The organism is Gordonia sp. VNK1, from assembly GCF_040049135.1.
GTDB classification, from domain to species: Bacteria; Actinomycetota; Actinomycetes; order Mycobacteriales; family Mycobacteriaceae; genus Gordonia; species Gordonia oleivorans.
The window spans coordinates 277,929-301,638 of record NZ_JBDZDJ010000004.1 but is presented as its reverse complement, the minus strand read 5'-3'; the positions used below and the strand labels follow the sequence as shown (position 1 = coordinate 301,638).

19 protein-coding genes are annotated in these 23,710 nt (G+C 67.1%); 10 read left to right on the top strand and 9 right to left on the bottom strand.

The window, feature by feature from the left end:
• Positions 1–384 precede the first annotated feature (384 nt).
• The 4 genes from ABLE94_RS07260 (at position 385) to ABLE94_RS07245 (ending at position 3,734) form a co-directional block, all read left to right on the top strand.
• Positions 385–2,070 (top strand): VanW family protein, encoded by a 1,686-nt coding sequence (locus tag ABLE94_RS07260; RefSeq protein WP_348806200.1) that lies wholly within the window; start codon positions 385–387, stop codon positions 2,068–2,070.
• An 84-nt stretch (positions 2,071–2,154) separates the two neighbouring features.
• Positions 2,155–2,310, top strand: a complete 156-nt coding sequence (locus ABLE94_RS07255) for a hypothetical protein (RefSeq protein ID WP_348808434.1) — start codon at positions 2,155–2,157, stop codon at positions 2,308–2,310.
• Positions 2,307–2,897, top strand: coding sequence for a hypothetical protein (locus ABLE94_RS07250; RefSeq protein WP_348806198.1), 591 nt, complete (start codon positions 2,307–2,309; stop codon positions 2,895–2,897). The genes ABLE94_RS07255 and ABLE94_RS07250 overlap by 4 nt, the downstream gene beginning before the upstream one ends.
• A 60-nt stretch (positions 2,898–2,957) precedes the next feature.
• A complete protein-coding gene (locus ABLE94_RS07245) occupies positions 2,958–3,734 on the top strand; it encodes an SDR family NAD(P)-dependent oxidoreductase (protein ID WP_348806197.1) in 777 nt (258 codons plus the stop codon).
• 77 nt (positions 3,735–3,811) lie between these two features.
• On the opposite strand, the gene ABLE94_RS07240 is transcribed toward ABLE94_RS07245, so the two are convergent.
• The 4 genes from ABLE94_RS07240 to ABLE94_RS07225 all read right to left on the bottom strand — a co-directional run bounded on the left by ABLE94_RS07240 (position 3,812) and on the right by ABLE94_RS07225 (position 9,034).
• A complete protein-coding gene (locus ABLE94_RS07240; RefSeq protein ID WP_348808433.1) occupies positions 3,812–4,903 on the bottom strand; it encodes an alpha/beta hydrolase family protein in 1,092 nt (363 codons plus the stop codon).
• Positions 4,904–5,344: 441 nt separating this feature from the next.
• On the bottom strand, positions 5,345–6,400 hold the full coding sequence (locus tag ABLE94_RS07235; RefSeq protein ID WP_348806195.1) for a zinc-dependent alcohol dehydrogenase family protein: 1,056 nt from the start codon (positions 6,398–6,400) through the stop codon (positions 5,345–5,347).
• Positions 6,401–6,476: 76 nt separating this feature from the next.
• The gene (locus ABLE94_RS07230; protein ID WP_348808432.1) at positions 6,477–6,956 is read right to left on the bottom strand and encodes an SRPBCC family protein; all 480 of its coding nucleotides are present in this window, start codon (positions 6,954–6,956) and stop codon (positions 6,477–6,479) included.
• A gap of 242 nt (positions 6,957–7,198) precedes the next feature.
• Positions 7,199–9,034, bottom strand: a complete 1,836-nt coding sequence (locus ABLE94_RS07225) for an acyl-CoA dehydrogenase (protein ID WP_348806192.1) — start codon at positions 9,032–9,034, stop codon at positions 7,199–7,201.
• Positions 9,035–9,305: 271 nt separating this feature from the next.
• Here ABLE94_RS07225 and ABLE94_RS07220 point away from each other — a divergent pair, with 271 nt between their 5' ends.
• Together ABLE94_RS07220 and ABLE94_RS07215 are read left to right on the top strand one after the other, a co-directional pair.
• The gene (locus ABLE94_RS07220; RefSeq protein ID WP_348808431.1) at positions 9,306–10,247 is read left to right on the top strand and encodes an aldo/keto reductase; all 942 of its coding nucleotides are present in this window, start codon (positions 9,306–9,308) and stop codon (positions 10,245–10,247) included.
• 363 nt (positions 10,248–10,610) lie between these two features.
• Complete coding sequence (locus ABLE94_RS07215; protein ID WP_348808430.1) at positions 10,611–12,809, top strand: hypothetical protein; 2,199 nt, start codon at positions 10,611–10,613, stop codon at positions 12,807–12,809.
• A gap of 29 nt (positions 12,810–12,838) precedes the next feature.
• On the opposite strand, the gene ABLE94_RS07210 is transcribed toward ABLE94_RS07215, so the two are convergent.
• Both ABLE94_RS07210 and ABLE94_RS07205 read right to left on the bottom strand, forming a co-directional pair.
• Entirely contained in the window at positions 12,839–13,615 is a 777-nt protein-coding gene (locus ABLE94_RS07210; RefSeq protein WP_348808429.1) for a deoxyribonuclease IV, read from the bottom strand.
• A 105-nt stretch (positions 13,616–13,720) separates the two neighbouring features.
• Positions 13,721–13,927 (bottom strand): hypothetical protein, encoded by a 207-nt coding sequence (locus ABLE94_RS07205; protein ID WP_348808428.1) that lies wholly within the window; start codon positions 13,925–13,927, stop codon positions 13,721–13,723.
• A 177-nt stretch (positions 13,928–14,104) separates the two neighbouring features.
• Between ABLE94_RS07205 and ABLE94_RS07200 the strand changes: the two genes are divergently transcribed.
• The 3 genes from ABLE94_RS07200 to ABLE94_RS07190 are packed head-to-tail and all read left to right on the top strand — an operon-like array spanning position 14,105 to position 16,681.
• A complete protein-coding gene (locus tag ABLE94_RS07200; RefSeq protein ID WP_425476152.1) occupies positions 14,105–15,526 on the top strand; it encodes a phosphatase PAP2 family protein in 1,422 nt (473 codons plus the stop codon).
• Between the two features lie 10 nt (positions 15,527–15,536).
• Positions 15,537–15,962 carry a hypothetical protein gene (locus ABLE94_RS07195; protein ID WP_348806186.1) on the top strand — a complete coding sequence of 142 codons (426 nt, stop codon included), beginning with the start codon at positions 15,537–15,539 and terminating at the stop codon, positions 15,960–15,962.
• A 56-nt stretch (positions 15,963–16,018) separates the two neighbouring features.
• A complete protein-coding gene (locus tag ABLE94_RS07190) occupies positions 16,019–16,681 on the top strand; it encodes a DUF305 domain-containing protein (RefSeq protein ID WP_348806185.1) in 663 nt (220 codons plus the stop codon).
• Positions 16,682–16,738: 57 nt separating this feature from the next.
• Here the strand turns inward: ABLE94_RS07190 and ABLE94_RS07185 are convergent, their stop codons facing one another.
• Together ABLE94_RS07185 and ABLE94_RS07180 are read right to left on the bottom strand one after the other, a co-directional pair.
• A complete protein-coding gene (locus ABLE94_RS07185; protein WP_348808427.1) occupies positions 16,739–17,818 on the bottom strand; it encodes a glycoside hydrolase family 183 protein in 1,080 nt (359 codons plus the stop codon).
• A 117-nt stretch (positions 17,819–17,935) separates the two neighbouring features.
• Positions 17,936–18,838 carry a thioesterase family protein gene (locus ABLE94_RS07180; RefSeq protein WP_348806183.1) on the bottom strand — a complete coding sequence of 301 codons (903 nt, stop codon included), beginning with the start codon at positions 18,836–18,838 and terminating at the stop codon, positions 17,936–17,938.
• Between the two features lie 107 nt (positions 18,839–18,945).
• On the opposite strand from ABLE94_RS07180, the gene ABLE94_RS07175 reads away from it, so the two are divergent.
• Positions 18,946–19,512, top strand: a complete 567-nt coding sequence (locus ABLE94_RS07175; RefSeq protein ID WP_348806182.1) for an HdeD family acid-resistance protein — start codon at positions 18,946–18,948, stop codon at positions 19,510–19,512.
• A 117-nt stretch (positions 19,513–19,629) separates the two neighbouring features.
• On the opposite strand, the gene ABLE94_RS07170 is transcribed toward ABLE94_RS07175, so the two are convergent.
• On the bottom strand, positions 19,630–23,517 hold the full coding sequence (locus tag ABLE94_RS07170; protein ID WP_348808426.1) for a Pls/PosA family non-ribosomal peptide synthetase: 3,888 nt from the start codon (positions 23,515–23,517) through the stop codon (positions 19,630–19,632).
• Positions 23,518–23,710: the final 193 nt, after the last annotated feature.

Sequence of the window (23,710 nt, the reverse complement as noted above, 5' to 3'; positions counted from 1 at the left end):
CTTCGCGAATCGCGTGTGTGTGCGCCCTTGTGCACCGCTCTTCGTCGTCATCGCATCGTCGACTTCGATACGCACCGCGGGCGCTCCGCGCACGAGGTGCTACTCAGCCCGGCGGCTACGCTCCTCGCTCTTCCTCCTGCATCGCGGCGCGGCGCACACACTCTGTTTTCTGCGCCGCCTCCGGCGACGCGTGTGTGCGCGCCCACCTGCACCGCTCTTCGTCGTCATCGCATCGTCGCTTCGCTCCTCGCTCTTCCTCCTGCATCGCGGCGCGGCGCACACACTGCTGGTTCTGACTGCTGCCACCCGGTTTTTCGGCGCGTGTACGGTCCTGGACCGCCGCAAATTCGCAGTCGCCCGAGTTGTCCGGTATCTGTGGATGCGATGGGACCGTTGTCGAGCCGCCACCGACGGGCCGGGATCCGTGTGGCGATCGGTGTGACCGCAGTCATATCGCTGGTTCTCGCCCTCGACCTCGTCGTCACCTCCGGTCACACGGCGCGCGGCGCGACGATCGCCGAGCGTGACGTCGGGAATCTCTCGCAGCCGCAGTTGGCGAGCGAACTCGCGGAACTGTCGGAGCTGTCACGGCAACCGGTCACCCTCCGCACCTCCTCCGGCGAAGCGTCCGTCGCGCCGGACTCGCTCGGCCTGACCTTCGACGCCGACGCCACCGCCGCTGCGCTCTCGGTCCAACCCCGTAATCCCTTCGCCCGTCTTGCGGCGCTGTTCGGACTCTCCCGCGACGTCGACCCGGTGGTGGGCCTCGATCCCGCCCTCTTCGACGCGGCCCTCGACGATCAGAAGGGCAGCCTCGAACGGGCCGCCGTCGACGGTGGCGTGCACTACGACGGCACCCAACCCATCGCGGACATGCCCGCCGCCGGGCTACGCGTCGACCGGGACGCCGCGCGTCCGGTGCTCACCCGGGAATGGCTCGAGGGTGGGATCGTCGAGTTGCCGATGGAACCCTTTGCCCCGACCGTCGCCGCCGACGTCGTCACTGCAACCGTCGCAGGCCCCGCGCGCACTGCCGTCGCCGACGACCTCGTCGTCGAAGGTCGCGACGGAATCAACGTGCGACTCACGCCCGCGCAGATCGCAAGTGCGCTCACGTTCCGGCCCGATGGCCGCGGTGGCCTCGTCCCGCACCTCGACCGGGAACGAGGTCGCGCGATCCTGGCCGGCCTGTCCCGTTCCGAGAGCCGGCCGGTGAATGCCAGGTTCTCGTTGTCGACCGGTTCGCCGGTGGTGATCGCCGCGCGCGACGGTCACGCCCTGGACTGGGAGGCGACGTTCGTTGCCATCGAGCGGATGATCACCGGCGATGGTCCGCGCACCGTCGACGCGACGTACCGGGTGCTTCCACCCGCCCTCACCACACGCGCCGCCCGCGACCTCGGCGTCACCGAGGTGATCAGCGAGTTCACCACCGGAGGATTCTCGTCGGCATCGGGGGAGAACATCCGGCTCGTCGCCCAGGAGGTCGACGGCGCGCTGATCCTCCCGGGCCGGAACTTCTCGCTCAACGGGTACACCGGTCCCCGCGGAACCGCGCAGGGCTACGTCACCTCGACGATCATCGATCACGGCCGCGCGTCCCGGGCCGTCGGCGGAGGGATCTCCCAGTTCGCGACGACCCTCTACAACGCGGCGTACTTCGCCGGCCTCGACGACGTCGACCACACCGAACACGCCTACTACATCTCCCGCTACCCCGAGGCCCGCGAGGCGACGGTCTTCGAAGGCGCCATCGACCTGGTGATCGGCAACCGTTCGCGACACGGAGTCCTCATCGAGACCAGTTGGAGCTCGTCGTCGGTGACCGTTCGCATGTGGGGAACGAAAACCGTTGACGTGCAATCGATCACGGGGAGTCGCGTCAACTACACCTCGCCCGAGGTCCGCACCATCACCGGCGACGACAACTGTATCGCCAGCAGCGGTAGCCGCGGTTTCACCGCGTCGAACACCCGCGTCATCACCGACGCCGCCACCGGCACCGAGATCCGCCGGCACACCAGGACCGTGCGTTACGACCCGGAACCGATCGTGCGGTGTGTCAGCTGAGTGGACTGGGCGCGCCACCCACCACTGACAGCGCTCGGTTGAACGCTGACAGCGCTCAATCCCTCACTGACGGCGCTTTCCAACATGTGCGCGAGCGCTGTCAACGTCGAGGTGAGCGCTGTCAACGTCGAGGCGGGCGCTGTCAGCGATGTGGTGGACGCCGTCGACGTCCGGTCGGATGAACATGTGGTCGTCGACGCGCCGCAGCACGAGACCCGACCGTACGATCAGCATCGATGAAACGCCCCAGACAAGTCCCGGCCACACGTGTTCCGCGTGTCTCGGTTCCACGCCTTGCGGTCGCCCTCGTCGTGCCGGTGACCGTGATCCTCGCCGGCTGCTCCGTCACCGGTGACGCGATTCGCGATGAGGGGCCGGTGTCGACGGCGTTCGCACCGGTCAGTGCCGCCGCTCAGACGCCGGGAGCGCAGGGGACGCCCGTCGATCCGGGACAGTTCGGCCGCACCGGCAATCTGTTTCTGCTTCGCGCGGGTGGGGTGGCGACGTGCGGAATCGGCCTCAACGTCGCCACGGCGCAACTGGGCAACCTCACCTGCCACATGCCGCCCGGCGCGATTCCCGGGGTCAATCCGTCCACGGTCGACATCGATGACACCGGGGTGCACGCCGCGGCATGGCCGATGTGGTCCGGCGCGATCGCCGAACTCCTGCCGGGGCAGTCGGTGACCGTCGGCGTGGCCACCTGCACCGCGACGGCCGGGCCGCGATTGCGGTGCCAGAATCCCGGCGGCTGGGTGGACATCGGCGCGACCGGCACCACGGTGTCGACGCCACCGAGCCCACTGACCGCGCAACACGGTGGCTGACCGACCGCTCGCTCGGGCCCGGTGTGTTACCCGTACCACACCGCGTCGTAGGCTGTCGTCGTGGATATCAACGGAGCAAGTGCAATCGTGACGGGCGGGGCGTCGGGCATCGGCGCCGCATCGGTGCGCCAGCTGGCGGCTAAGGGCGCAAAGGTGGTCGTTGCCGACCTCAATGCGGAGAAGGGTGAGGCTCTCGCCAAGGAAGTCGGCGGCGCGTTCGTCAACGTCGACGTCACCAACACCGAACAGATCGAGGCCGCGGTCAACAAGGCCACCGAACTCGGTCCGCTGCGCGTCCTGGTGAACTCGGCCGGTATCGGCTGGGCCCAGCGCACCATCGGCAAGGACGGCGAATTCGGTTCGGCGCACAACCTCGACGCCTACAAGAAGGTCATCGCCATCAATCTGATCGGCACCTTCGACTGCATCCGCCTGGCTGCCACCGCGATGAGCCGCAACGAGCCGCTGGACAGCGGCGAGCGTGGCGCCATCGTCAACATGGCCAGCGTCGCCGCATTCGACGGTCAGATCGGTCAGGCGTCGTACTCCTCCTCCAAGGGCGGCGTCGTCGGCATGACCCTGCCGGTGGCCCGTGACCTGTCGGCGGCGGGCATCCGCGTCAACACCGTCGCACCCGGACTGATCGACACCCCGATCTACGGCGAGGGCGAGGCCTCCGAGGCATTCAAGGCCAAGCTCGGTGAGTCGGTGCTGTTCCCCAAGCGTCTCGGCGTGCCCGACGAACTCGCGTCGATGGTCGTCGAACTGGTCACCAACTCCTACATGAACGCCGAGGTCGTCCGCGTCGACGGCGGCATCCGGATGCCACCGAAGTAGTTCGGCCGCAACACCTCTCACACGCCACGGCGGCCCTCGGCAATCATCTGTCGGGAGGGCCGCCGTGCGCGTCCGGGCTACCCGACGGGCAGTGTCGTGATGGTGTGCGAGGCGACCAGGCTCTGGTAGTAGCTGCCTCCGGGGTAGTAGGCGGGTGTGCGGGTGCCGGTGATCAGGTCGTCGGCCCACTGCGCGGACAACCTGCGGATGACCCGTCCGTTACGAGGACGCGGAACCGCGAGCTCGGAGAGCTCCCCGATCAGGTCGGTCGAGTCGGACTCGACGTCGATGTGCACACCGGTGACGAGTCGGACGCCGAGGAAGTCCTGCCGGGTGGTCTGCGACAGCCAGGTGACGCCCAGCCCGCCGGTATTCGACACCGACGGCTGGGATGCGATAACACGAATGGGCAGTTCTGCTGCGCCCAGTTCCTTGGCGGAGGTGTAGAAGTTGTTGCCCAGGAACGAGTTCACCGGATCGAACAGCACCAGCCCGGCCAGTCGCCTGTACGCCTCCGGGTCGGCGGTGCGCAGTTGGTTGGCCGCGGTCAGCACGAACTCGCCGCCGGCGGAGTGACCGGAGAAGACGAGCTGTGCCGGCATCGTCAGATCGGGGCGGTGGGCCTGTGCGGAGGCGCGGGTGAAACTCCGCCCGACGGCGCTGTCGGGTTCGACTGCGTGCCCGAACTCCAACGCCATCTGCCGGATGAAGGCCGTGTTGTCACCGGCGTTGAAGGCGATTGCGCAGCCGTTGACACTGACGGAGTCCAGGGTGGGTGCGGCCACCAGCAGTCCGGACGCCGCGTAGTTGCGGGCCTCGACGTCGAGATTGGCTGCGGTGCGGGAGAATCCGTGTTGTAGCCAGACCAACCCGGTGGGCTGACCGGCCGGCAGATACCAGGTGACGGGGACCTGTTTGGGTGCGCCCGCACAGGTGGTGTCGATGGTGGTCGTGACCCGTGTGACCGACGCCGGCGCAGGCGCGGTACCGACGTTCGGCGCGGCCGTCGCCGGTCCGGCAGCCACGGTGCATGCCAAACCCACGGTGCACGCAAAACCGAGAAGCCACAGGATGTGCGCACGGACTCTTCTCCGGGCGATGCGAGCGCTGGGCCGAAGTCCGGTGACGGCAGTCCGATGGCAGAACAAGAGTCCCCCGAGTGTCTTCACGTCGTCCTATCGTATGTGGCGTCGCAGACGCTACGGCAGCGTGGCCGGCTTCGGTCGCGATCCGTTGAAGATCCAGTGGTGCAAGAGGTTACGCCGCCGGACTGCATGCCGCCGGATTCGCTTCGGGAAACTGGATCTTTGCGAAAGAGTGTGAACGGGCAGCGGCTCATCGTCGGTGGACAACGCTCGAGCGGGCTGTCACTATTTCTGGGGACAAGCGCAGGTTGGGGGAGGGTGAGTTGTTCGCTCTTGCGATGGGAATTGTTGTCGTCTTTGCGGCAGTTGTCCTGGTGGTGATCGTGGCGGGCTGGGCCGTACGCGTCGTCATGGGGCGAGATCAGTGGCACGGCAGGAAGTCTGGTGCCGACGCGGCCGAACTGGCGGCCCGGTCCCGGACGAGACCATCGGAGTCGGTGGTCGGTGGGCCGGACCGCGTTCGGGTCAGGCGTTCAGGATCACCTTGAGCGCCTTGGTTTCTGCCGCGCGTCCGAACACGTCGTAGGCGTCGACGATCTCGTCGAGCGCGAAACGATGACTGATGAACGGATCGGGATCGATGCGGCGTTGCGCCACCAGTTTCAGAAGTGTGTCAAGGGTATTGGTGTTGACCAGCCCCATCGTCATGACGATGTTGGAGATCCACAGATCCTGCAGAGCCAGTTCGACCGGTGTGCCGTGCACGCCGACGTTGGCGACATGGCCGGCGGGGCGGACGATGTCCAGGCACATCTGGAACGTGGCGGGAATGCCGACCGCCTCGATCGCGACGTCCACGCCGAGTCCGTCGGTCATGGCCATCACCTGATCGCGCCAGTCCGAGGCCGAGGAGACGACGCCGTCGGTGGCTCCGAACTTGCGGGCCTGCTCGACGCGGTTGGCGTCGAGGTCGATCGCGATGACGCGGCTCGGTCCGTAGAGGCCCGCTGTGGCGATGGCCGCCAATCCGACCGGGCCGGTACCGATCACGGCCACCACGTCGCCGGGTTTCACCGCGCCGTGCCGGACGCCGATCTCGTGCCCGGTGGGCAGGATGTCCGACAGCAGGGTGCCCTGTTCGGGGCTGACCGTCGACGGCAGTTTGTACACCGAGGTCTCGGCGTAGGGGACGCGCACGAATTCGGCCTGGGTGCCGTCGATGAGATGGCCGAAGATCCAGCCGATTCCGGAACTTCCCTCCCCGCCAAGGCAATGCGAGAACACTCCCTGCTTGCAGTAGGCGCACTTTCCACACGCCGAGATGCACGACAGGATCACCTGATCCCCGACGGCCAGCGTCGTGACGGCCTCGCCGACCTCGGTGATGGTGCCGACACCTTCATGGCCGAGGATCCGGCCCGGGGTGACGGCGGGGACATCGCCCTTGAGGATGTGCAGATCGGTTCCACAGATCGTCGTCGTGTTCATCTTGACGATGATGTCGGTGGGTTCGCTGAGCTTGGGCTCGGGAACGTCCTCCCACGCCTTCTGACCGGGACCGTGGAATACCAGTGCCTTCATCGTTCACCTCGTTGTGATCGGTCCCCCCGGGCCCACGCTACGGGTGGCGGCGCGCATGGGGAAGGCGCGTCGCGTCTCAATCTGAGATCTGGTCGCGTCGTGCCGCACGGTCGGCGAGGTGCCGGATGAGGCCGCGACGGCCCGACCACATCATGAATCGGTGGTTGGCGTGCAGGATGGGCCGGATCATCCAGAGTGGCACCACGGCAACATGTTTGGTGAAGTCCACCTGCTGGCGGAAGTCGACGACGCTGTGCGTCAGTGGATCGTCGACGCTGACGGCCCATTGACTCCAGCCGACGAGGTCACCGGCCAGGCGTGCGCGCAGGACGCCGGAGCCGGCGTCGATGCGTTCCTGGGTCAGGCGAACATGCAGGGAGAACGGCAGCAGTGAGCGGAAGCGTGCACGTCCGCTGACGTCGTCGATCCGCACCGCGTCGTGGATCTGTGGCCACCAGGTCTGGTAGCCGTCGGCATCGGCGAGGACGGCGAACACGTCGTCGCGGCGGAACGGAATCCGCCATCGGCTGTGCATCCGGAAGGTCCGCGCGCCCATGGGAGCCAGTATGCGCGCTCGCGTGCCGGCGGTGGACGGCCGATCGACGAGGACGTCGTGCAACGTCACTCTATGGCGTGACGTTCTGCGACGTTTGGTGGGGAAAGCCAGAGAGGCTGGAACCTTTCGGTTCCAGCCTCTCTGGTTGTGCGTCAGTTCTTCTTTTCGGTGTCAGAAGGCCGCTTCGTCGAGCTCCATGATGTCCGCTCGACAAGCGGGCTTCCGTGTGATTGGTGTTGGGCTCAGAAGGCCGCTTCGTCGAGCTCCATGATGTCATTGTCGACGTTCTCGACGGTGACGCGGACCGAGGTGAGCAGCGGCAGCATGTTCTTCGCGAAGAAGCTCGCGACCGCGACCTTGCCCTCGTAGAACGCCTTGTCGTCGCCGGTGACACCCTCATCGAGCTTGGCGATGGCGATCTCCGACTGGCGCAGCAGCAGCCAGCCGATCATCAGGTCGCCGACGGCCATCAGGAAGCGGACCGAGCCCAGGCCGACCTTGTAGAGGTCCTTCGGGTTCTCCTGTGCGTTCATCAGGTTGCCGGTGAGCGATGCCGCCATGCCCTGTACGTCCTCGAGGGCGGTCTTGAGCAGTGCGCGCTCGGCCTTGAGGCGGCCGTTGCCGGCCTCGGAGTCGATGAACGACTGGATCTGGCCCGCGACGTGTGCCAGGGCCTGGCCCTTGTCGCGAATGATCTTGCGGAAGAAGAAGTCCTGCGCCTGGATGGCCGTGGTGCCCTCGTAGAGCGAGTCGATCTTGGAGTCACGGACGTACTGCTCGATCGGGTAGTCCTGCAGGAAGCCGGAACCGCCGAAGGTCTGCAGCGACTCGTGGCCGAGGTTGGCGTAGGCACGCTCGGAGCCGACGCCCTTGACGATCGGCAGCAGCAGGTCGTTGACGCGGTGGGCCAGGTTGGCGTCGGCGCCCGAAACGATCTGTGCGGCAACGGCATCCTGATGCGACGCGGTGTAGAGGTAGACCGCCCGCAGGCCTTCTGCGTAGGCCTTCTGGGTCATCAGCGAACGACGCACGTCCGGGTGATGGGTGATGGTCACACGCGGTGCGGCCTTGTCGGTCATCTGCACCATGTCGGCGCCCTGCACGCGCTCCTTGGCGTAGTCGAGGGCGTTCAGGTAGCCGGTCGACAGCGTCGAAATGGCCTTGGTGCCCACCATCATTCGGGCGTGCTCGATGACGTCGAACATCTGCGCAATACCCTTGTGGACCTCGCCGACGAGCCAGCCCTTGGCCGGGATGCCGTGCTGGCCGAAGGTGACCTCGCAGGTGGCCGAGGCCTTGATGCCCATCTTGTGCTCGACGTTGGTGACGAAGGCGCCGTTACGCTCGCCGAGTTCACCGGTCTCCGGGTCGAAGTGGAACTTGGGGACGAAGAACAGCGACAGTCCCTTGGTGCCGGGGCCGGCGCCCTCGGGGCGGGCGAGCACCAGGTGGAAGATGTTCTCGGTCATGTCCTGGTCGGCGGAGGTGATGAAGCGCTTCACGCCGTCGATGTGCCAGGAGCCGTCCTCCTGCTGGGTGGCCTTGGTGCGGCCGGCGCCCACGTCGGAGCCGGCGTCGGGCTCGGTGAGCACCATGGTGGCGCCCCAGCCGCGCTCGGAGCAGATGGCGGCCCACTTCTTCTGCTCGTCGGTGCCGTTGTCGTAGAAGATGTTCGCGAACCCGGAGCCGGCGGCGTACATGAACACCGGAGGATTGGCGCCGAGGATCATCTCGCCGATCGCCCAGTACAGCGAGCGGGGTGCGGGCATGCCGCCGAGTTCCTCGGCGACGCCCACCTTGTCCCAGCCGCCTTCGATGAGGGCGTTGTAGGACTTCTTGAAGCCCTCGGGGATGGTGACGCTGTGGGTGTCCGGGTCGAAGACCGGCGGGTTGCGGTCGACGTCGGCGAAGGACTCCGCGATCGGGCCCTCGGCGAGGGATTTGACCTCGCGGAGCATGTCGACGGCGGTCTCATGATCCAGATCGCCGAACTCCCCCGACTCGAGCACCTTGTCCAGTTCGAATACCTCGAAGAGGTTGAACTGGAGGTCGCGCATGTTGCTCTTGTAGTGGCCCATCTGTGATTCCTATCTGACGCGGGCTGAACTGGTTCCCGTGCGGTGATCGCCGCTGCATTGCTGGCCGGGTGAACTCGTGCGGACGATGGTGAGGCAAACGGTGTGAGAGCAGCACCGATCGACCCTAAGTTACTGGCCGGTAACCTCAAGAATACCCTGCCGGGTTCCGGTCGACAACCCGATGATTTGTGACCGTGCTGACTTTTGCAAGCAGCTGCGTGCGGCGCCATCCGGGGTGTCCGCGACGCGGGTCTTTCGTACCCTCGATCGCATGTCCACCGCTGACCTCGTCCTCGGCTGTATGTACTTCGGCACGCGTACCGACGACGCCACCTCCCGCGCCATCGTCGAACGATTCCTCGAGCGCGGCGGCACCACCCTGGACACCGCGGACTGTTACGCCTTCTGGGCGTCGGCGACCGGCGCCGGCGGGCAGAGCGAGGAGATGCTCGGACGGTGGTTCGCCGACAATCCCGGCGTGCGCGACGAGGTCGTGCTCGCCACCAAGGTGGGGCCCGAGCCGGTGCCGGGCCGTCCGGGCGAGGTCGTCGGGCTGGCCGCCGACGTGGTGACGCGGTCGGTACAGGCGAGTCTGCGCAGGCTGCGCACCGACCGGATCGACCTCTATTGGGCGCACCTCGAAGACCGCGCCACCCCGATGGCGGAGATCGTCGCCACCTTCGGCGGGCTCGTCGCCGACGGGACGGTCGGGCGGATCGGCATCTCCAATCACCCGACGTGGCGGGTGGAGCAGGCGCGGGCGCTGGCCGCGGTCGCGGGCACTGAGCCCTTCACCGCCCTGCAGCTGTCGACGTCGTATGTGCGTCCGCGTCCGGACACCGTGGTGCCGGGCAAGGATCACCGGTTCGGGTTCGTCTCCGACGAGACCGTCGACTACGTCACCGAGCATCCGGAGTTGGAGCTGTGGGCCTACAGTCCGCTGATCCAGGGCAGCTACGACCGGGCCGACCGTCCGTTCCCCGAACCGTACGATCACCCCGGAACGACCCGCCGTCTTGCCGAATTGGCGTATGTGGCAGCCGAACTCGGTGCGACGCCGGGTCAGGTGGTGCTCGCCTGGCTGCTCGGCGGCACGCCGTCGATACGCCCGATCGTCGGAGTCAGTTCGGTCGCCCAACTCGACGAGGCCCTCGACGCGGCCGAACTGACCCTCACCGACGAGCAGCGAGGCAGACTCGACGCTGCCGTGTGAGGGTGCTGGGCGTGTGAGGGGGACAGTGCTACGCGACCCGAAAGTGCTGGGCGAGACCAAAAGTGGGGGAGGAATGGTTCGTCCCCCGGGTTTGTGTTCGTCGGCGGGGAATTGCTGGGGGACGAATCTGTAGGTGGGGGAAGAGTTCTCGGGGAATCCGGTGGAACCCTGGCCGGCGGCGCTCCGTCACCGGGGTTGTGCCGGCCCGATCTGGTGGGGTTGGCGGGCGATCCGGTTTTGTCGGTGGTCGGGTATAGCGTGTGGGTCAGAGGGTTGGAGATGGTTCCGGCGGCGTGATCGCCGGGTCGGATTCGACTGTGAGGCAATGGTTATCCGGTTTTCCTGACTGCGTGGGAGGGGGTGGTGTCGGTGTTCACCTATGACGTCGATGCCGATCTCGCGCGGGTGCGGTCGATGTCGTTGACCGAGTGTGGGGAGCAGGCGCGGTTGGCGTTGATGCGGTCGCGTCGTGAGGAAGCACGTGCGGTGTTGTTGGCCGGGGAGATCGGTCGGCGCTCCTATGAGGAGGCGCTTGCCGGGTTGCCGGGTTTGCGGCAGATGGTGGTGCGGGATCGGGCGGTGAAGGCTGCCGTCGGTGATGTGTCGTTGGCGTTGGGGATCACGCGGTCCAGGGCGCGGCAATGGATGAATCTCGAGGACCTGTTGCTGGATTTCCCGAAGATCTGGGCGGCGTTCTTGGAGGGGCAGTATTCGACGCATCGGGTGAAGATTCTGGTGCAGGCGGCTGAGCGTGCGGCGATGAACGCCAAGCCCGAGCCGAGCGCCAGTGGTGAGGACTGCGCTGGTGGTGAGGACTGCGCTGGTGGTGAGGACGGCACCGACGACGACGGCAGCACTTGTGATGGTGATGGTGTGCCGCAACCGGATTCCGACGATGCGGAGAGTGAGGCCGACGACGCCGCCGACGGTGATGCCGGCAAGGCTGATCGTGATGGCTGCGGTGATGCCGAAGCGGGTGACGTCGATGGAGATGACGCCGATCCCGACGCCGATCCCGATGCCGATGAGACTGACGCCGAGCGGCCGTCGTTTGAGGATATTGCGTTGGAGTTGGGTGCGCGGGATACCGCTGATTCGGTGTTGCGTGACGATCTGGATGACGCGTTGATCGCTGATGACGCGGATCGGGCGACGCGGTCGCGGGAGGAGTTCGAGCAGGACTGGGCGGATGTGATCGTCCGGAATGATATCGATGGTCACGCCACGATTGCTGCGTGTGTGCTGGCGCAGGATGGGATTTATCTGCGGGAGCGGATGGCGAAGTTGATTGCGCGGCGGGTGTGTCAGCATGATCCGCGGTGGGTGGGGTTGTTGCGGACGGTCGCGTTCGGTGAGTTGCTCGGCGCGCCGGGGGTGCGGTTGGGGTGTCAGTGCGGGTTGGATAATTGCCCGGCTCCGGCCGCCCGTCGGCAGCGACGGCACGAGGCCAAGGCGGCTGCGGGCCGCACTGCGGGCAAGTCCACGCCGTCCGAGTCCGCGCCAACCGAGTCCACGCCGACCCCCCAGCCCGCGCCGCCGTCGGAGTCCACCCCGGCCCCGGCATCCGAGCCGGTCCAGGATTCCCCGCCGACCTCGTCTGAATCTGGCCCGTCCGAGTCCGCGTCGTCGGCGTCCGAGCCTGTCGCGTCCGAGTCCGGTTCCTCGACTGAGGTGGTGGTGTTCGGCGAGGCGTCGTTCACGGTGTCGGGTCCCGACGAGGTGCTCGCTCCGAGACATGATGATGCCGAGGAGCACCTGCCCGACGAGGACACCGCGCCCGAACCCGATGACCCGCACGCTCATCACGACCTGCAGTGGGACCCCGATGACGATCGTAATGTCAACGGCGACCACGACATCAACGACACCGATGATACCAACGAGGCCCAGGGCGTCAGCGACGCCGCAGGTGCGTCGACGGCGGTGGTGCCGGTCGACACCTCTCCGGTGCCGGTGATGGCGGTGACCTCCCCGATCGTGCCGGCCCCGCCGGTATCGCAGGATCTGGTGCCGGTGACCCCGGCGCAGCCGCCGGCGTTTCTGCTGGTGCGTGATGCGAGTGGGCAGATCCCGGACCGGTTGCACGGGTACGGGGCGATCGATCCGGTCCAGGCCGAACATGTCGCAGCCCATGCGCGGGTGATCTGGGTGCCCGATCACGCCCGACCGGCCCTGCAGCGCTTACAGAAGGTGGTGGATCGGGCGCAGGCGCCGCCGGTGGATCCGACCGGTCATGGTGGCTACACCACACCGCCGCCGGGGGCGTTGACCTATGCCCCGCCACAGCGGATACGTGATGAGATCTTGTCCACCGACCTGTGGTGCCGGTACCCGTTCTGCGGGATGCCCGCACACCTCTGCGAACTCGATCACCTGGTCGCGTTCCTCCATGCCAACCCCGCCGAGGGCGGTTGGACCGTGGTGGAAAACCTTGCGCCCCTGTGTAAACCGGATCATCACCGCAAGCACGTCGGGCATTGGCGTGGCGTCATGCACCTCGACCGGTCCATCACCTGGACCAACAGCCACACCGGACAAATCCTCATCACCTACCCCAGGTGACGAGCAAATGCGTTGTCGTTCAACCCACCTCAGCCGGTGAGTGCCGACCGCAGGTAGGCCAGGTCGTCCGGGATGCCCTCGGCGGGGGTCTCGAGGATGACCGGGGCGTCGGCGGCGGCCGCGACCGCGGCCAGCACCTCCGGATCGATGTGTCCGTCACCGAGATTCGCATGCCGATCGCGGCCGGAATCGAATTCGTCACGAGAGTTGTTGAGGTGTACCAGGTCGATACGACCGGTGATCGCCCGGACGCGTTCGACGAGGCCGACGAGATCCTCACCCCCGGCCCATGCGTGGCAGGTGTCGAGGCAGAAGCCGGCCTGGTCGAAATCGCCGACCGACTCCCACAGTCGGTCGATCGCCTCGAGGGTGCGCGCCATGGCGTGATCGCCGCCGGCGGTGTTCTCGATGAGGATCGGAACACCGAAGCCGCCCTTGTCGACCTGCCGGTCGAACAGCTTCCGCCAGTTGGCGAAGCCCTCGGCGGCATCGTCGTTGTCCCGGAGATGACCACCGTGGACGACGAGTCCGAACGCCCCGAGATCGGCAGCCGCGGCGGCCTGCTGTTCGACGGCCTTGCGCGACGGCATCCGCAGCCGGTTGTTCAGGCTGGCCACATTGATCTGATAGCTCGAATGCACGACGACGTCGATCGGTGACTCGCGGATGGCCGCCGCATCATGGCGGGGGACCGGCTTGTTCCACTTCTGCGGATCGGTCACGAACATCTGGAAGACGTCGATCCCGAGATCGGTCGCGGTGGCCAAGGGGTCGTCGTCCTCGCGCAGATGGGCTCCGATACGCATGGCTCTCACCCTAGAGTGCGGTGCCGACCGCTGATCCTTGGGCCGACCGCTGATCTTTGGGCCGACCGCTCATCCGCGGGCTGACGGGGACGAGCGGTCGCCCGGTCAGTCGTTCGGTTCGGTCTCGATGGTGATGGGAACGCCCGACGCGATCAGCAGACGGCACGGCGCCTCGGTGTCGTGATAGAGGTTCAGCCACTGGTGGCCGCCGCCGTTGGTGTACACGGATTCGAGCGCGCGGTCGAGGCGCGCCTCGGCCTCCCTGGTGATGATGTACCGCTGATCGCCGTATCGCAGGAATCTGTTCGGCATCGTCGACCTCCCTACCGGACCCGGGCCCGCTGATTGTGACCTCTACCACTCTCGAGTCTAAGAGGTTTGGGTGTCGAACGGAGAACAACGTGTGTCCGAACGCGTCGAGAACACCAGATGTTCATTAGGCTGACGTTGGGTGACGAGCGGGAAACGGAATTGGTGAGGGGCTGGGGCTTGAGTATCGACGAGACGACGGGTCAGGCCTCGCGGTTCCCCAGAGCGCGATCGGCGACCGAGGATTCGGTAGCCGACGACACCAGATCCCATGACGTCAGACCCGACGGCCCCGTCTCCGGCGACTCACTGCCCGACAATCTCGCGCCCGACGATTCCGCGCCCGATGATCCCGGTGCCGACCCCGTCGACCTCGAGCCGGTCCTCGACGACCTCGCCGCGGCCGCCGAGATGGAGGCCGAACCCGAGAAGCGCCGCGACCTCACCGTCGTACGTCGGGTCGCGCTGATCGCGTGGGGCCTGTTCATGGTCTGGCAGGTGGTCCAGTACGGCCTGGCCTTCGACCGCACCCGGTTGATCATCCTGCTGTGCCTGGGTCTGATCGCGGCCAGCATCGGGCGCCGGAAGACGATCACGGTCTTCCTCGACTGGGCGCCGTTCGCGCTGATCCTGCTGCTCTACGACTGGACCCGCAACGTCGCGCAGATCATTCAGGTGCCCGTCGAATGGCATCTCGCGCCGGATGTGGACAAGGCCATGTTCGGCGCCGTCCCGACGGTGTGGCTGCAGGAGCACCTGAAACAGCCGTCGGCGCCGTGGTGGGAGGTCATCACCAGCGTCGTCTACATGTCGTACTTCATCGTTCCGTATGCGGTGGCGGCGGTGTTGTGGCTGCGGGACCGCTCGGCGTGGCGTCGGTTCGCGATCTGCTTCGTCGCGACCACGTTCCTCGGCCTGGTCGGATACACACTGATTCCCGCCGCCCCACCCTGGGCGGCGGCCCGATGCACCGCCGCCGAGGTCGCCGACGGCCCGCGTGAAGCGATCTGCATGACCAACCCGGTGGCCACCGAACCCGGTGGCATGCTGGGGCCGATCGACCCGTCGTATGCCGGCGCCGCGCCGTATGTGGAGCGCATCTCCCCGCGTGGCTGGGAATACCTGCACATCCATGTCGCATCCGGCCTCATCGAGATCGGTCAGGGAAAGTCCAATCTCGTCGCCGCGATCCCGTCCCTGCACGCCGGGCTGACGATGCTCCTCGCGCTGTTCATGTGGCCGCGGGTCAAGGCGCTCGGCCGAACACTGTTCATGGGCTATGCCCTTGCGATGGCGTTCACGCTCGTCTACACCGCCGAACATTACGTCTTCGACATCCTGCTCGGGTGGGCGCTGGCCGGCGTGGTGGTACTCGTGTATCAACTGATCGATCGCCGCATCGTCGCGCCCCGCAACGCCCGACGATCCGCCGAATGCGACGAGGTGGCGGACTCCGACTTGGAGCCGGAGCGCGTGGGAACCGTCACCGACGCCGATGTAACCGACGCCGATGTAACCGACGCCGATGTCACCGACGCCGATGTCACCGACGCCGATGTAGCCGATGACGTGCCGGGGGCTTCTGTCTCGCGATCCGGATAGCCTCGGGAGCATGCCGATCGTGCGACGACCCCACCGGCCGTGGTGGCTGCGCGTCGTCGTGGTGATGCTGCTCGGTGTTGCGGTGGCGCTCATGCATTCGCTGATCGCCGGGGCCTCGACGGCCGGTTCGCGGGACGGATCGATGCATTCGGTGGCCTCCGCTCAGCCGGATCCGACCATGGTGACCGCCGGACGACATGAGCACACCGACCAGGCACACATGAGCGACGGCGATCACTGCATCCTCGGGCATCACTGCGTGTCCCTGCGGGGTGAGGACGTCCCACTGCCGCCGGTGATTCTGCTGGTCCTCGTCTGGGGTTTCGCGGCGCCACCGGTCCTGATGGGGATCGCGCCGGCACTCATCGGCCGGCTGGGCCGGGCTCCCCCGTGGGCTCATCACACTCATCTGACGCTCTCGGTGATCCGCTGCTGATGGACGGTGTAGGCCATCCGACATCACGTATCAATCACCAGCACAGGAGTTTTCAGATGTTTACCATCAACCGCACCCGACTGACGGGTGCTGCCCTCGCGGCCTGCGCAGCCCTGATCGTCGCGGGCTGCTCGTCGTCCGACGAGACCGCGACACATCCGAGCGGGGCGCACGCCGGCCACATGAGCGGCGCCATGGACTCGGTGACGTCGTCGCCGGGTGCCTCGGCGCACAACCGGACCGACATCATGTTCAACCAGATGATGATCCCGCACCATGAGCAGGCCATCGAGATGGCCGAGTTGGTGCCGAGTCGCACCGACAATCCTGCGATCCTCGCTCTGGCAACGCAGATCAAGAATGCCCAGCAACCCGAGATCGACCAGATGACGGCCCGCTTGACATCCTGGGGGATCGCGGTCGACGACGATGCCGATGACCACATGGGCGGTATGCACCACGGGTCCATGACAGGTTCGAGTTCGACCATGGGCGGCATGATGAGCGATGCCCAGATGGATGCCCTCGAGAACGCCCGCGGGCAGGCCTTCGACACCCTGTGGCTGCAAGGGATGATCACCCATCATCAGGGGGCCATCACGATGGCCGACCAGGAACTCGCCGGCGGGGTCAACCCCGAATCGCGCACGCTGGCAACGCAGATCAAGACCTCGCAGCAGGCCGAGATCGACCAGATGAACGCACTCCTGGGTCGCTGACGCGGCGCCTCCGGTTCCGCCTGCCACTCGGTGGGCGGAACCGCAGGCCCGGCGACATCAGTTGCGTCGCAACGGTAATCGCATCAGATACACCTGGTATCCGTACGACACCGAGTAGGTGAAGTACAGGGTCGAACCCGACGTCGACCACGGATGGATGAAGGGCGCGTACCCGGAGTACGGGTCATTGCGCGAGACGACGAGTTCGCCGGCCGACCACGGTCCCTGCGGGCTGTCGGCGGTGCGCAGCATGACACCCGGATCGGTCTGGACGAGCGCGACATACTTACCCAGGTACGAATTCCACGCCACCGACATCTCACCCGATTTCGGCGGCATGATCGGCGTCGAGGCCCCGGGATTGCGGGGCACCCAGCGGCCACGCGAAAAGTACTCGTAGGCACCGAGATTCTCGATCTGCGACGCCGGGACCCGAGCCAGATAGACTGCGCCCCAACGGCTGTCGGGGGTGCCGTACTGGTAGACGGTGTCACCGACCTTGAGGTACGCCGACATCTGGAACTTGACGTTGCCGCCGCTGTTCGGTCGGTAGGTGTCGGTCCGGTGCCAACTGCGCCCGTTGTCGGTGGACACCGCCAGGCCGGAGAAGTTGGTCACCCAGTGACTGTCGGCGACCCAGCGTTTCACCGACATGTAGTTCAGGTACTGCCGGTTGCCCACGGCCACACCGGCGGTCGGGATCAGGGTGATCTCGCGGCGCAGGTTGGGTTTGAGCAGTCTGCTCGCATAGCCGGGCGGCCCGGTGTGCCCGGTGAACGTCATGCCGTCGGCGAGATTGCGATCGGTGCTGCGCAACAGCACATTCGACCGCCAATGGAACAGCGACCCGTGCAGCAGTGACCACCCGTTGAACGATTGCGTGTCACCGAAGGCGGTGAGGATCTCACCGCGACCGTTGTCCCACATGATGCCGAGGTCGGTACCGATGATCTGATATCGACCGACCGTGTCGTTGATGGCCCCGGGCCCGGTCAGCCGGGCGACCATCGATGCATTTCCGGCCGCGTAGTCGGCGGCACCGGCGGGTGATCCGACGGCCAGTCCCGTCGTCAGGGCAGCCGCGGTGACCACGATCGTCATGGCGGTCCGAATACGGGACAGTCGAGACCGGGACATGTCCGGCACCTTAGCAAAAGCTGTGAGCAGGCGTCGGGGGGCCGCGACACGGACCCGCGCGGTCCCTGCGTGATCACACCCCTCGCGATCACCCCTGCGTGATCACCACCCCCGCGATCACTCGGTGACGAAACGCTCGTGCAGATCGTGACTGGTGAAGTCGATCTCGGCGGCGGAATTGTTCACCGCGGTCACCATGCCGGTACCCCACATGCCCTTCGCGTCGTAGAGCCCAGCGGTCGAAGCGGAGATGCCGTCGTGTTCGGTATGTGAATCGGCCTCCACACCGATCCACTGCCCCTCGGGCAGACGTGACAACGCCACCGTGAGATCGCAGTTGATGAAACCGATACCCGTCGAACCCCAATTGGCCATCAGGCTGGTCGATTCCGCGGCCGTCACGGCGCGCGCGAACGGTGTGATCGGCTCACCGAGGACGGCGGGAGCAGCGCGCGCCCAGCGACGTTTCCGTGCCCCGTTCTGGTGTCGGGCCATCTCGGTATCCCACCGGCCGACGGTGCCATCGGTGTCGTCGTGCGCCCACATGATGGTGAAGGAGTCGGGCTCGTCGGAATCCAACGGCGCCGTGGGGACACCATCGTCGTCCGGCGGTGTGAACGTGATCGTCTCCGGTCGCCGTTCCCACCGATCGCCGGGTGGATTGTGCGACACCCGCAGGAACACCGTCGTCGACCGCGCGACGACGACCCCGTCGCCATCGGCCGTCGCCGACTCGTCGGGAAACTGCACGACGTCGAGTTCGGCGACGCGGATACGCCCACCCGATCGGATCAGCCGACCACGGGTCGCCGTGGGGGCCTCCCGCGCGGCCTTGAACAGGTCGATGGTGAATCGGGCCGGACGAAACCCCGGTTCGGCGAACAACGCCTCGGTGCGGTGCGCGGCGAGGGCACACACCGCCGGCCCGTTCAGGGTTCCCGGCGCCCACAGACTGCGGGCGAACGGGGTCGGCATCAGCCGGTCGTCGGACTCGGTGCGGAAGAAGGCGATCGGCGTCACGTGTTCTTGTCTACCGCCACCCGTTTCGGGTGATTCTCCCGGGGTCCTTGGACTCAACCTGGCTGCTTTGAGTGCCCTCCGCATGTCACGCGGGATACGCTTCGGCCATGACATTCGGTGTGTACACCAGACAGATCCCCGACGAGCTCATCGGTGCGGTGAGATCCGCGATCATCGCGACGTCGATTCTCGGCATTGTGCTGGGCGTCATCGCGGTCGTCTGGCCGAGCGCGACCACCATCGTGCTGGCCGTCCTGTTCGGCATCTCGCTGATCATCACCGGCATCTTCCGGATCTATCAGGCCTTCGCCGCCACGTTCATCGCCCCCGGATGGCGCATCCTGCTGGGCATCCTGGGATTCGCGATCCTGGCCCTCGGCATCATCGCGCTGTTTCATCCCGGCAACGCGGTCTGGCTGCTGGCGTTGTTCATCGGTGTCGGCTGGATCTTCCAGGGCGTCGGTGACCTCTACGCCGCGGTCACCAAGTCGGGACACGCCCCCACCTGGTTCCTCGTCCTATCCGGAATCATCGGCGTGCTCGCGGGCATCGCGATGATCTCCCTCGGCGGAGTCGGCGTCGACCTCCTCGTCCTGATCGGCGGCATCTTCCTCATCGTGATCAGCATCGCCTCCCTTTTCACCCTGCCGAAGAAGGTCGACGCCACGGTCTGAACCGAAGCGTCGCCCACGACCCGAATCCCACTGGGGCCGTCACCGAGATCCTCGGTGACGGCCCGCTTCACGTGGGTGGGTGCAGTCTCAGCGGTACCAGTCTCAGCGGTACCAGTCTCACCGGTACCAGGGCGCAATCGGATTGCCCTGCCACCGGGTGTGGGCGGGCACCACGTCGCCGCGCATGACCAGCGACGCCGGACCCACCGTCGCCGACGCACCGAGCCCCGACGCCGGCAGTGCGACGCAATGCGGGCCCATCGTCGCGCCGGCCTCCAGGGTGACCCGGTCGATGGCCATCACCCGGTCGTGGAACAGGTGGGTCTGCACCACGCAGCCCCGTTCCACGGTCGCGCCGTCGCCCAGCGTCACCAGATCGGCCTCGGGCAGCCAGTAGGTCTCACACCAGACGCCGCAGCCGATGTGTGCGCCCAGCATCCGCAGCCACAGGTTGAGGATCGGGGTGCCGGTGGCGGCGTTGGCGAACCACGGTGCGGCGACGGTCTCGACGAAGGCGTCCGACAACTCGTTGCGCCACACGAAGGAACTCCACAGCGGGTGTTCGGATACCACGATCCGGCCGACGACCAGCCACTTCGCCGCGGCGGCGATGCAGCACGCGGCGGCCCCGGCGACCAGCAGGATCAGCCCGCTGACCAGGCCGGCGATCACGTAATTCGCGTGGAAGGCGACGTACTGCAGGCCGAGAAGCATGAACAGGCCCAGACCGAACGACACCATCACCGGGATGAGCCGCAGCGTTTCGATGATCGACCGGGCGACCTTGAGTTTCATCGGCGGATCGAAGGTGCGGGAGGTGTCGGCCTCCGAGGCGGTGCGCCGCAGCCGGACCGGCGGACTGCCCAGCCACGAAGACCCGCTCTTGGCGCGGTCGGGGGCGGCCGAGAGCACCGCGACCAGACCGTTCTTGGGGACCTTGCGGCCCGGGCCGGTCATCCCGGAGTTGCCGAGGAATGAGCGTTTGCCGATCTTCGCGTCGTCGATGTAGAGCCAGCCGCCACCGAGCTCGTAGGAGGCGACCATGGTGTCGTCGGCGAGGAAGGAACCGTCGTCGATCGTGGTGAACTTGGGTAGCACCAGCGCCGTCGAGATCTCGGTGCCCTTGCCGACCTTGACGCCCAGAATCCGGAACCACCACGGCGTCAACAGACTTGCGTACAGCGGGAACAGGTAGGTGCGCGCGGAATCGAGGAGCCGCTCGGTCATCCACACCTGCCAGCCCACCCGCGACCGCACCGGGTGATAGCCCTTCGTCATGCCGATCGCGAGCAGCCGGACCAGCACCGCGGTGATCACCGCGAACGTGCCGAGACTCACCAGGGTGGCGGCCGGGATCAGGATCAGGGCGCGTTCGGCGACGTCGCGCAGACGATTCGCGTGCAACGCCCACGACCCGATGACCACCAGGCCGGCGCCGAGGGACACCAGCGGGATGGCCGCGAGCAGCAGCGACGACAGTCCGTAGGCCGGAACCCACGCGGTCCGCCGCGGCGGCCGGTGCGCCGGCCACCGATGCTCGGCCTTACCCACCTTGACCGCCGGTGATCCGGCCCAGTGCTGTTCCTTCTTGACGCGGCCGAAGACCGCCGAACCCGGCGCGACCTCCGCGTCACGCCCGACGACCGCGCCGGGTGCGAGGGTGGAGCGGGCGCCGACCGTTGCGCCGCGCTTCACCTCGACCGCACCGATGTGAACGACGTCGCCGTCGATCCACCACCCGGACAGGTCCACCTCGGGTTCGATGGAGGCGCCCTCGCCGACGGTGAGCATGCCGGTGACCGGCGGGATGGTGTGCAGGTCGACGCCCCGGCCGATGTCGGCGCCGAGCGCCCGGGCCAGGTAGATCATCCACGGCGCGCCCGACATGTTGGCGGCGCCGGCGGCCTCGAGGAGTCGTTCGGCGACCCACAGTCGCAGGTGCACACCGCCACCACGCGGATAGGTGCCGGGTTGCACGCCGGCCAGCAGGACGCGTGCCCCGAGAGCCGCGATGACCATCCGGCCCGGGGGAGTGATGAACACCAGGAACGCGACGAGCACCACCCACCAGTTCACCTCGACCAGCCACGGCACCGTGACGTCGAGTCGGCGTGCCGCCCAGGCGCCGACGTTGTTGGTCACGCCCAGCCACGTCGCCCATTGCAGTCCGGTCAGGGTGGTCAGCGGCACCGACAGCAGGATCTGCGCCACGCCGGTCGACCGCGGTGTCGGGGTGACCTCGCGCTCGGTGATGACCGTCGTCGGCGCGATGGTGTCGAGCATGCGGGCCAGGGCCCCGAGGCGCGGATGGTCGTAGAGATCGGCGACGGTGATCGCCGGGTAGCGTTCGCGCAGCGCGGTCACCAATTGTGCCGCCGACAGCGATCCGCCGCCCTCGGTGAAGAAGTCGGCGTCCGGGCTGGTGATCCGCGCGCCGAGAACGTCGGTCCAGCGCCCGGCCAGCCACGCCTCGGTCGGCGAGAGATCGTCGGCGTCGTCGTCATCGGCGTCCGCGGCCGCGCCGGGCAGTGGCCAGGGCAGGGCGTTGCGGTCGACCTTTCCCGATGTGCGCGTGGGCAATTCGTCGACGAGCGCCAGGCGGGGCACCATCGGCGCCGGGAGGCGTTCGGTGAGCAGGGTGTGGGCGGCTTCGACGTCGAAGTCGGGATCGGCGGAGACGAGATACCCCACCAGCAGACTGTTGCCGGCCGCGGTGGTGCGGACCGCCGCGGCGGCGCCGCTCACACCGGGCAGATGCTGCAGGGCGTTGTCGATCTCGCCGAGTTCGATGCGTCGGCCGCCCACCTTGACCTGATCGTCGGCGCGGCCCTGGAATACCAGGCCCTCGGCATCCAGACGCACGAGATCGCCACTGCGATAGGCACGTTCCCATCCCAGGCTCGGCATCGGCGCGTACTTCTCGGCGTCCTTGGCCGGGTCCAGATAATGCGCGAGTCCGACGCCGCCGATGATCAACTCGCCGATCTCCCCCTCAGCGACCGGGTTGCCGTCGGCGCCCACCACCGCGAGATCCCAACCGGCCAAGGGTAATCCGATACGGACCGGTCCCGGTCCGCCCAGCGGTGCGGCACACGCCACCACGGTGGCCTCGGTGGGGCCGTAGGTGTTCCACACCTCGCGACCCGAAACGGCAAGGCGCTCGGCCAGTTCCGGCGGGCAGGCCTCGCCGCCGAAGATCAGCAGCCGGACCGCCTCGAGGGCCTCCGGCGGCCACAGCGACGCCAGCGTCGGCACGGTGGAGACGATGGTGATGTCGCGCTGCACCAGCCACGGCCCGAGGTCCATGCCGCTGCGCACCAACGAACGTGGTGCGGGCACCAGGCAGGCGCCGTTGCGCCACGCCAGCCACATCTCCTCGCACGACGCGTCGAAGGCCACCGACAGTCCCGCGAGGACGCGATCGCCGGGGCCGATCGGCTCGCCGGTCAGGAACAGTCGCGCCTCGGCGTCGACGAAGGCGGCGGCGTTGCGATGGGTCACCGCAACACCTTTGGGGGTTCCGGTGGAACCGGAGGTGAAGATGATCCAGGCGTCGTCGGTGACGGTGGGACGCACGTCGGCGACGGCCTCGGTCTGTTCGTCCGTCGGGTTGGTGGCATGCACCCCGAAGGCGTCGACGAGGGCGTCGATACCCGCCTCACCGAAGACGAGTTCGGCGCGCTCCTCGGGATCGTCGGCGTCGACCGGCACGTAGGCGGCGCCGGCGTAGATCGTCGACAGGATCGCGGTGTAGAGATCCCGCGACCCCGACGGCATCCGGATGCCGACGCGACCGCCGCGTCGCACCCCGGCCGCGGCGAGCCGGTCGGCGCCGCGACGGATCACCGCGAGCAGTTGCGAGTAGCTGACGATGACGTCGCCGTCGTCGATGGCGGGTGCGTCGGGATACCGTGCGGCGGTCTCGTCGAGGATGTCGCAGAGCGTGCGCGGTGCGCTCGCCTGAGACGACAACAGATATTGGCCGGGTATGTCCACTCTCACCACCGTTTTTTCGACATGGAAGCAAGAAATATATCGCGCCCGGGATGCGTGTTGACCCGGACACGGGTGAACGCTGGGTGTCATTCGTCTCGGTGCCGGGCTCCGGTGAGTTCGGTTGCGAAACCCGCCGTAACCGCCCCGTGAGCGCCGGAGGCCGGTGTAGGTTCACTTACACACTCCCGATCAGTCCACTCGG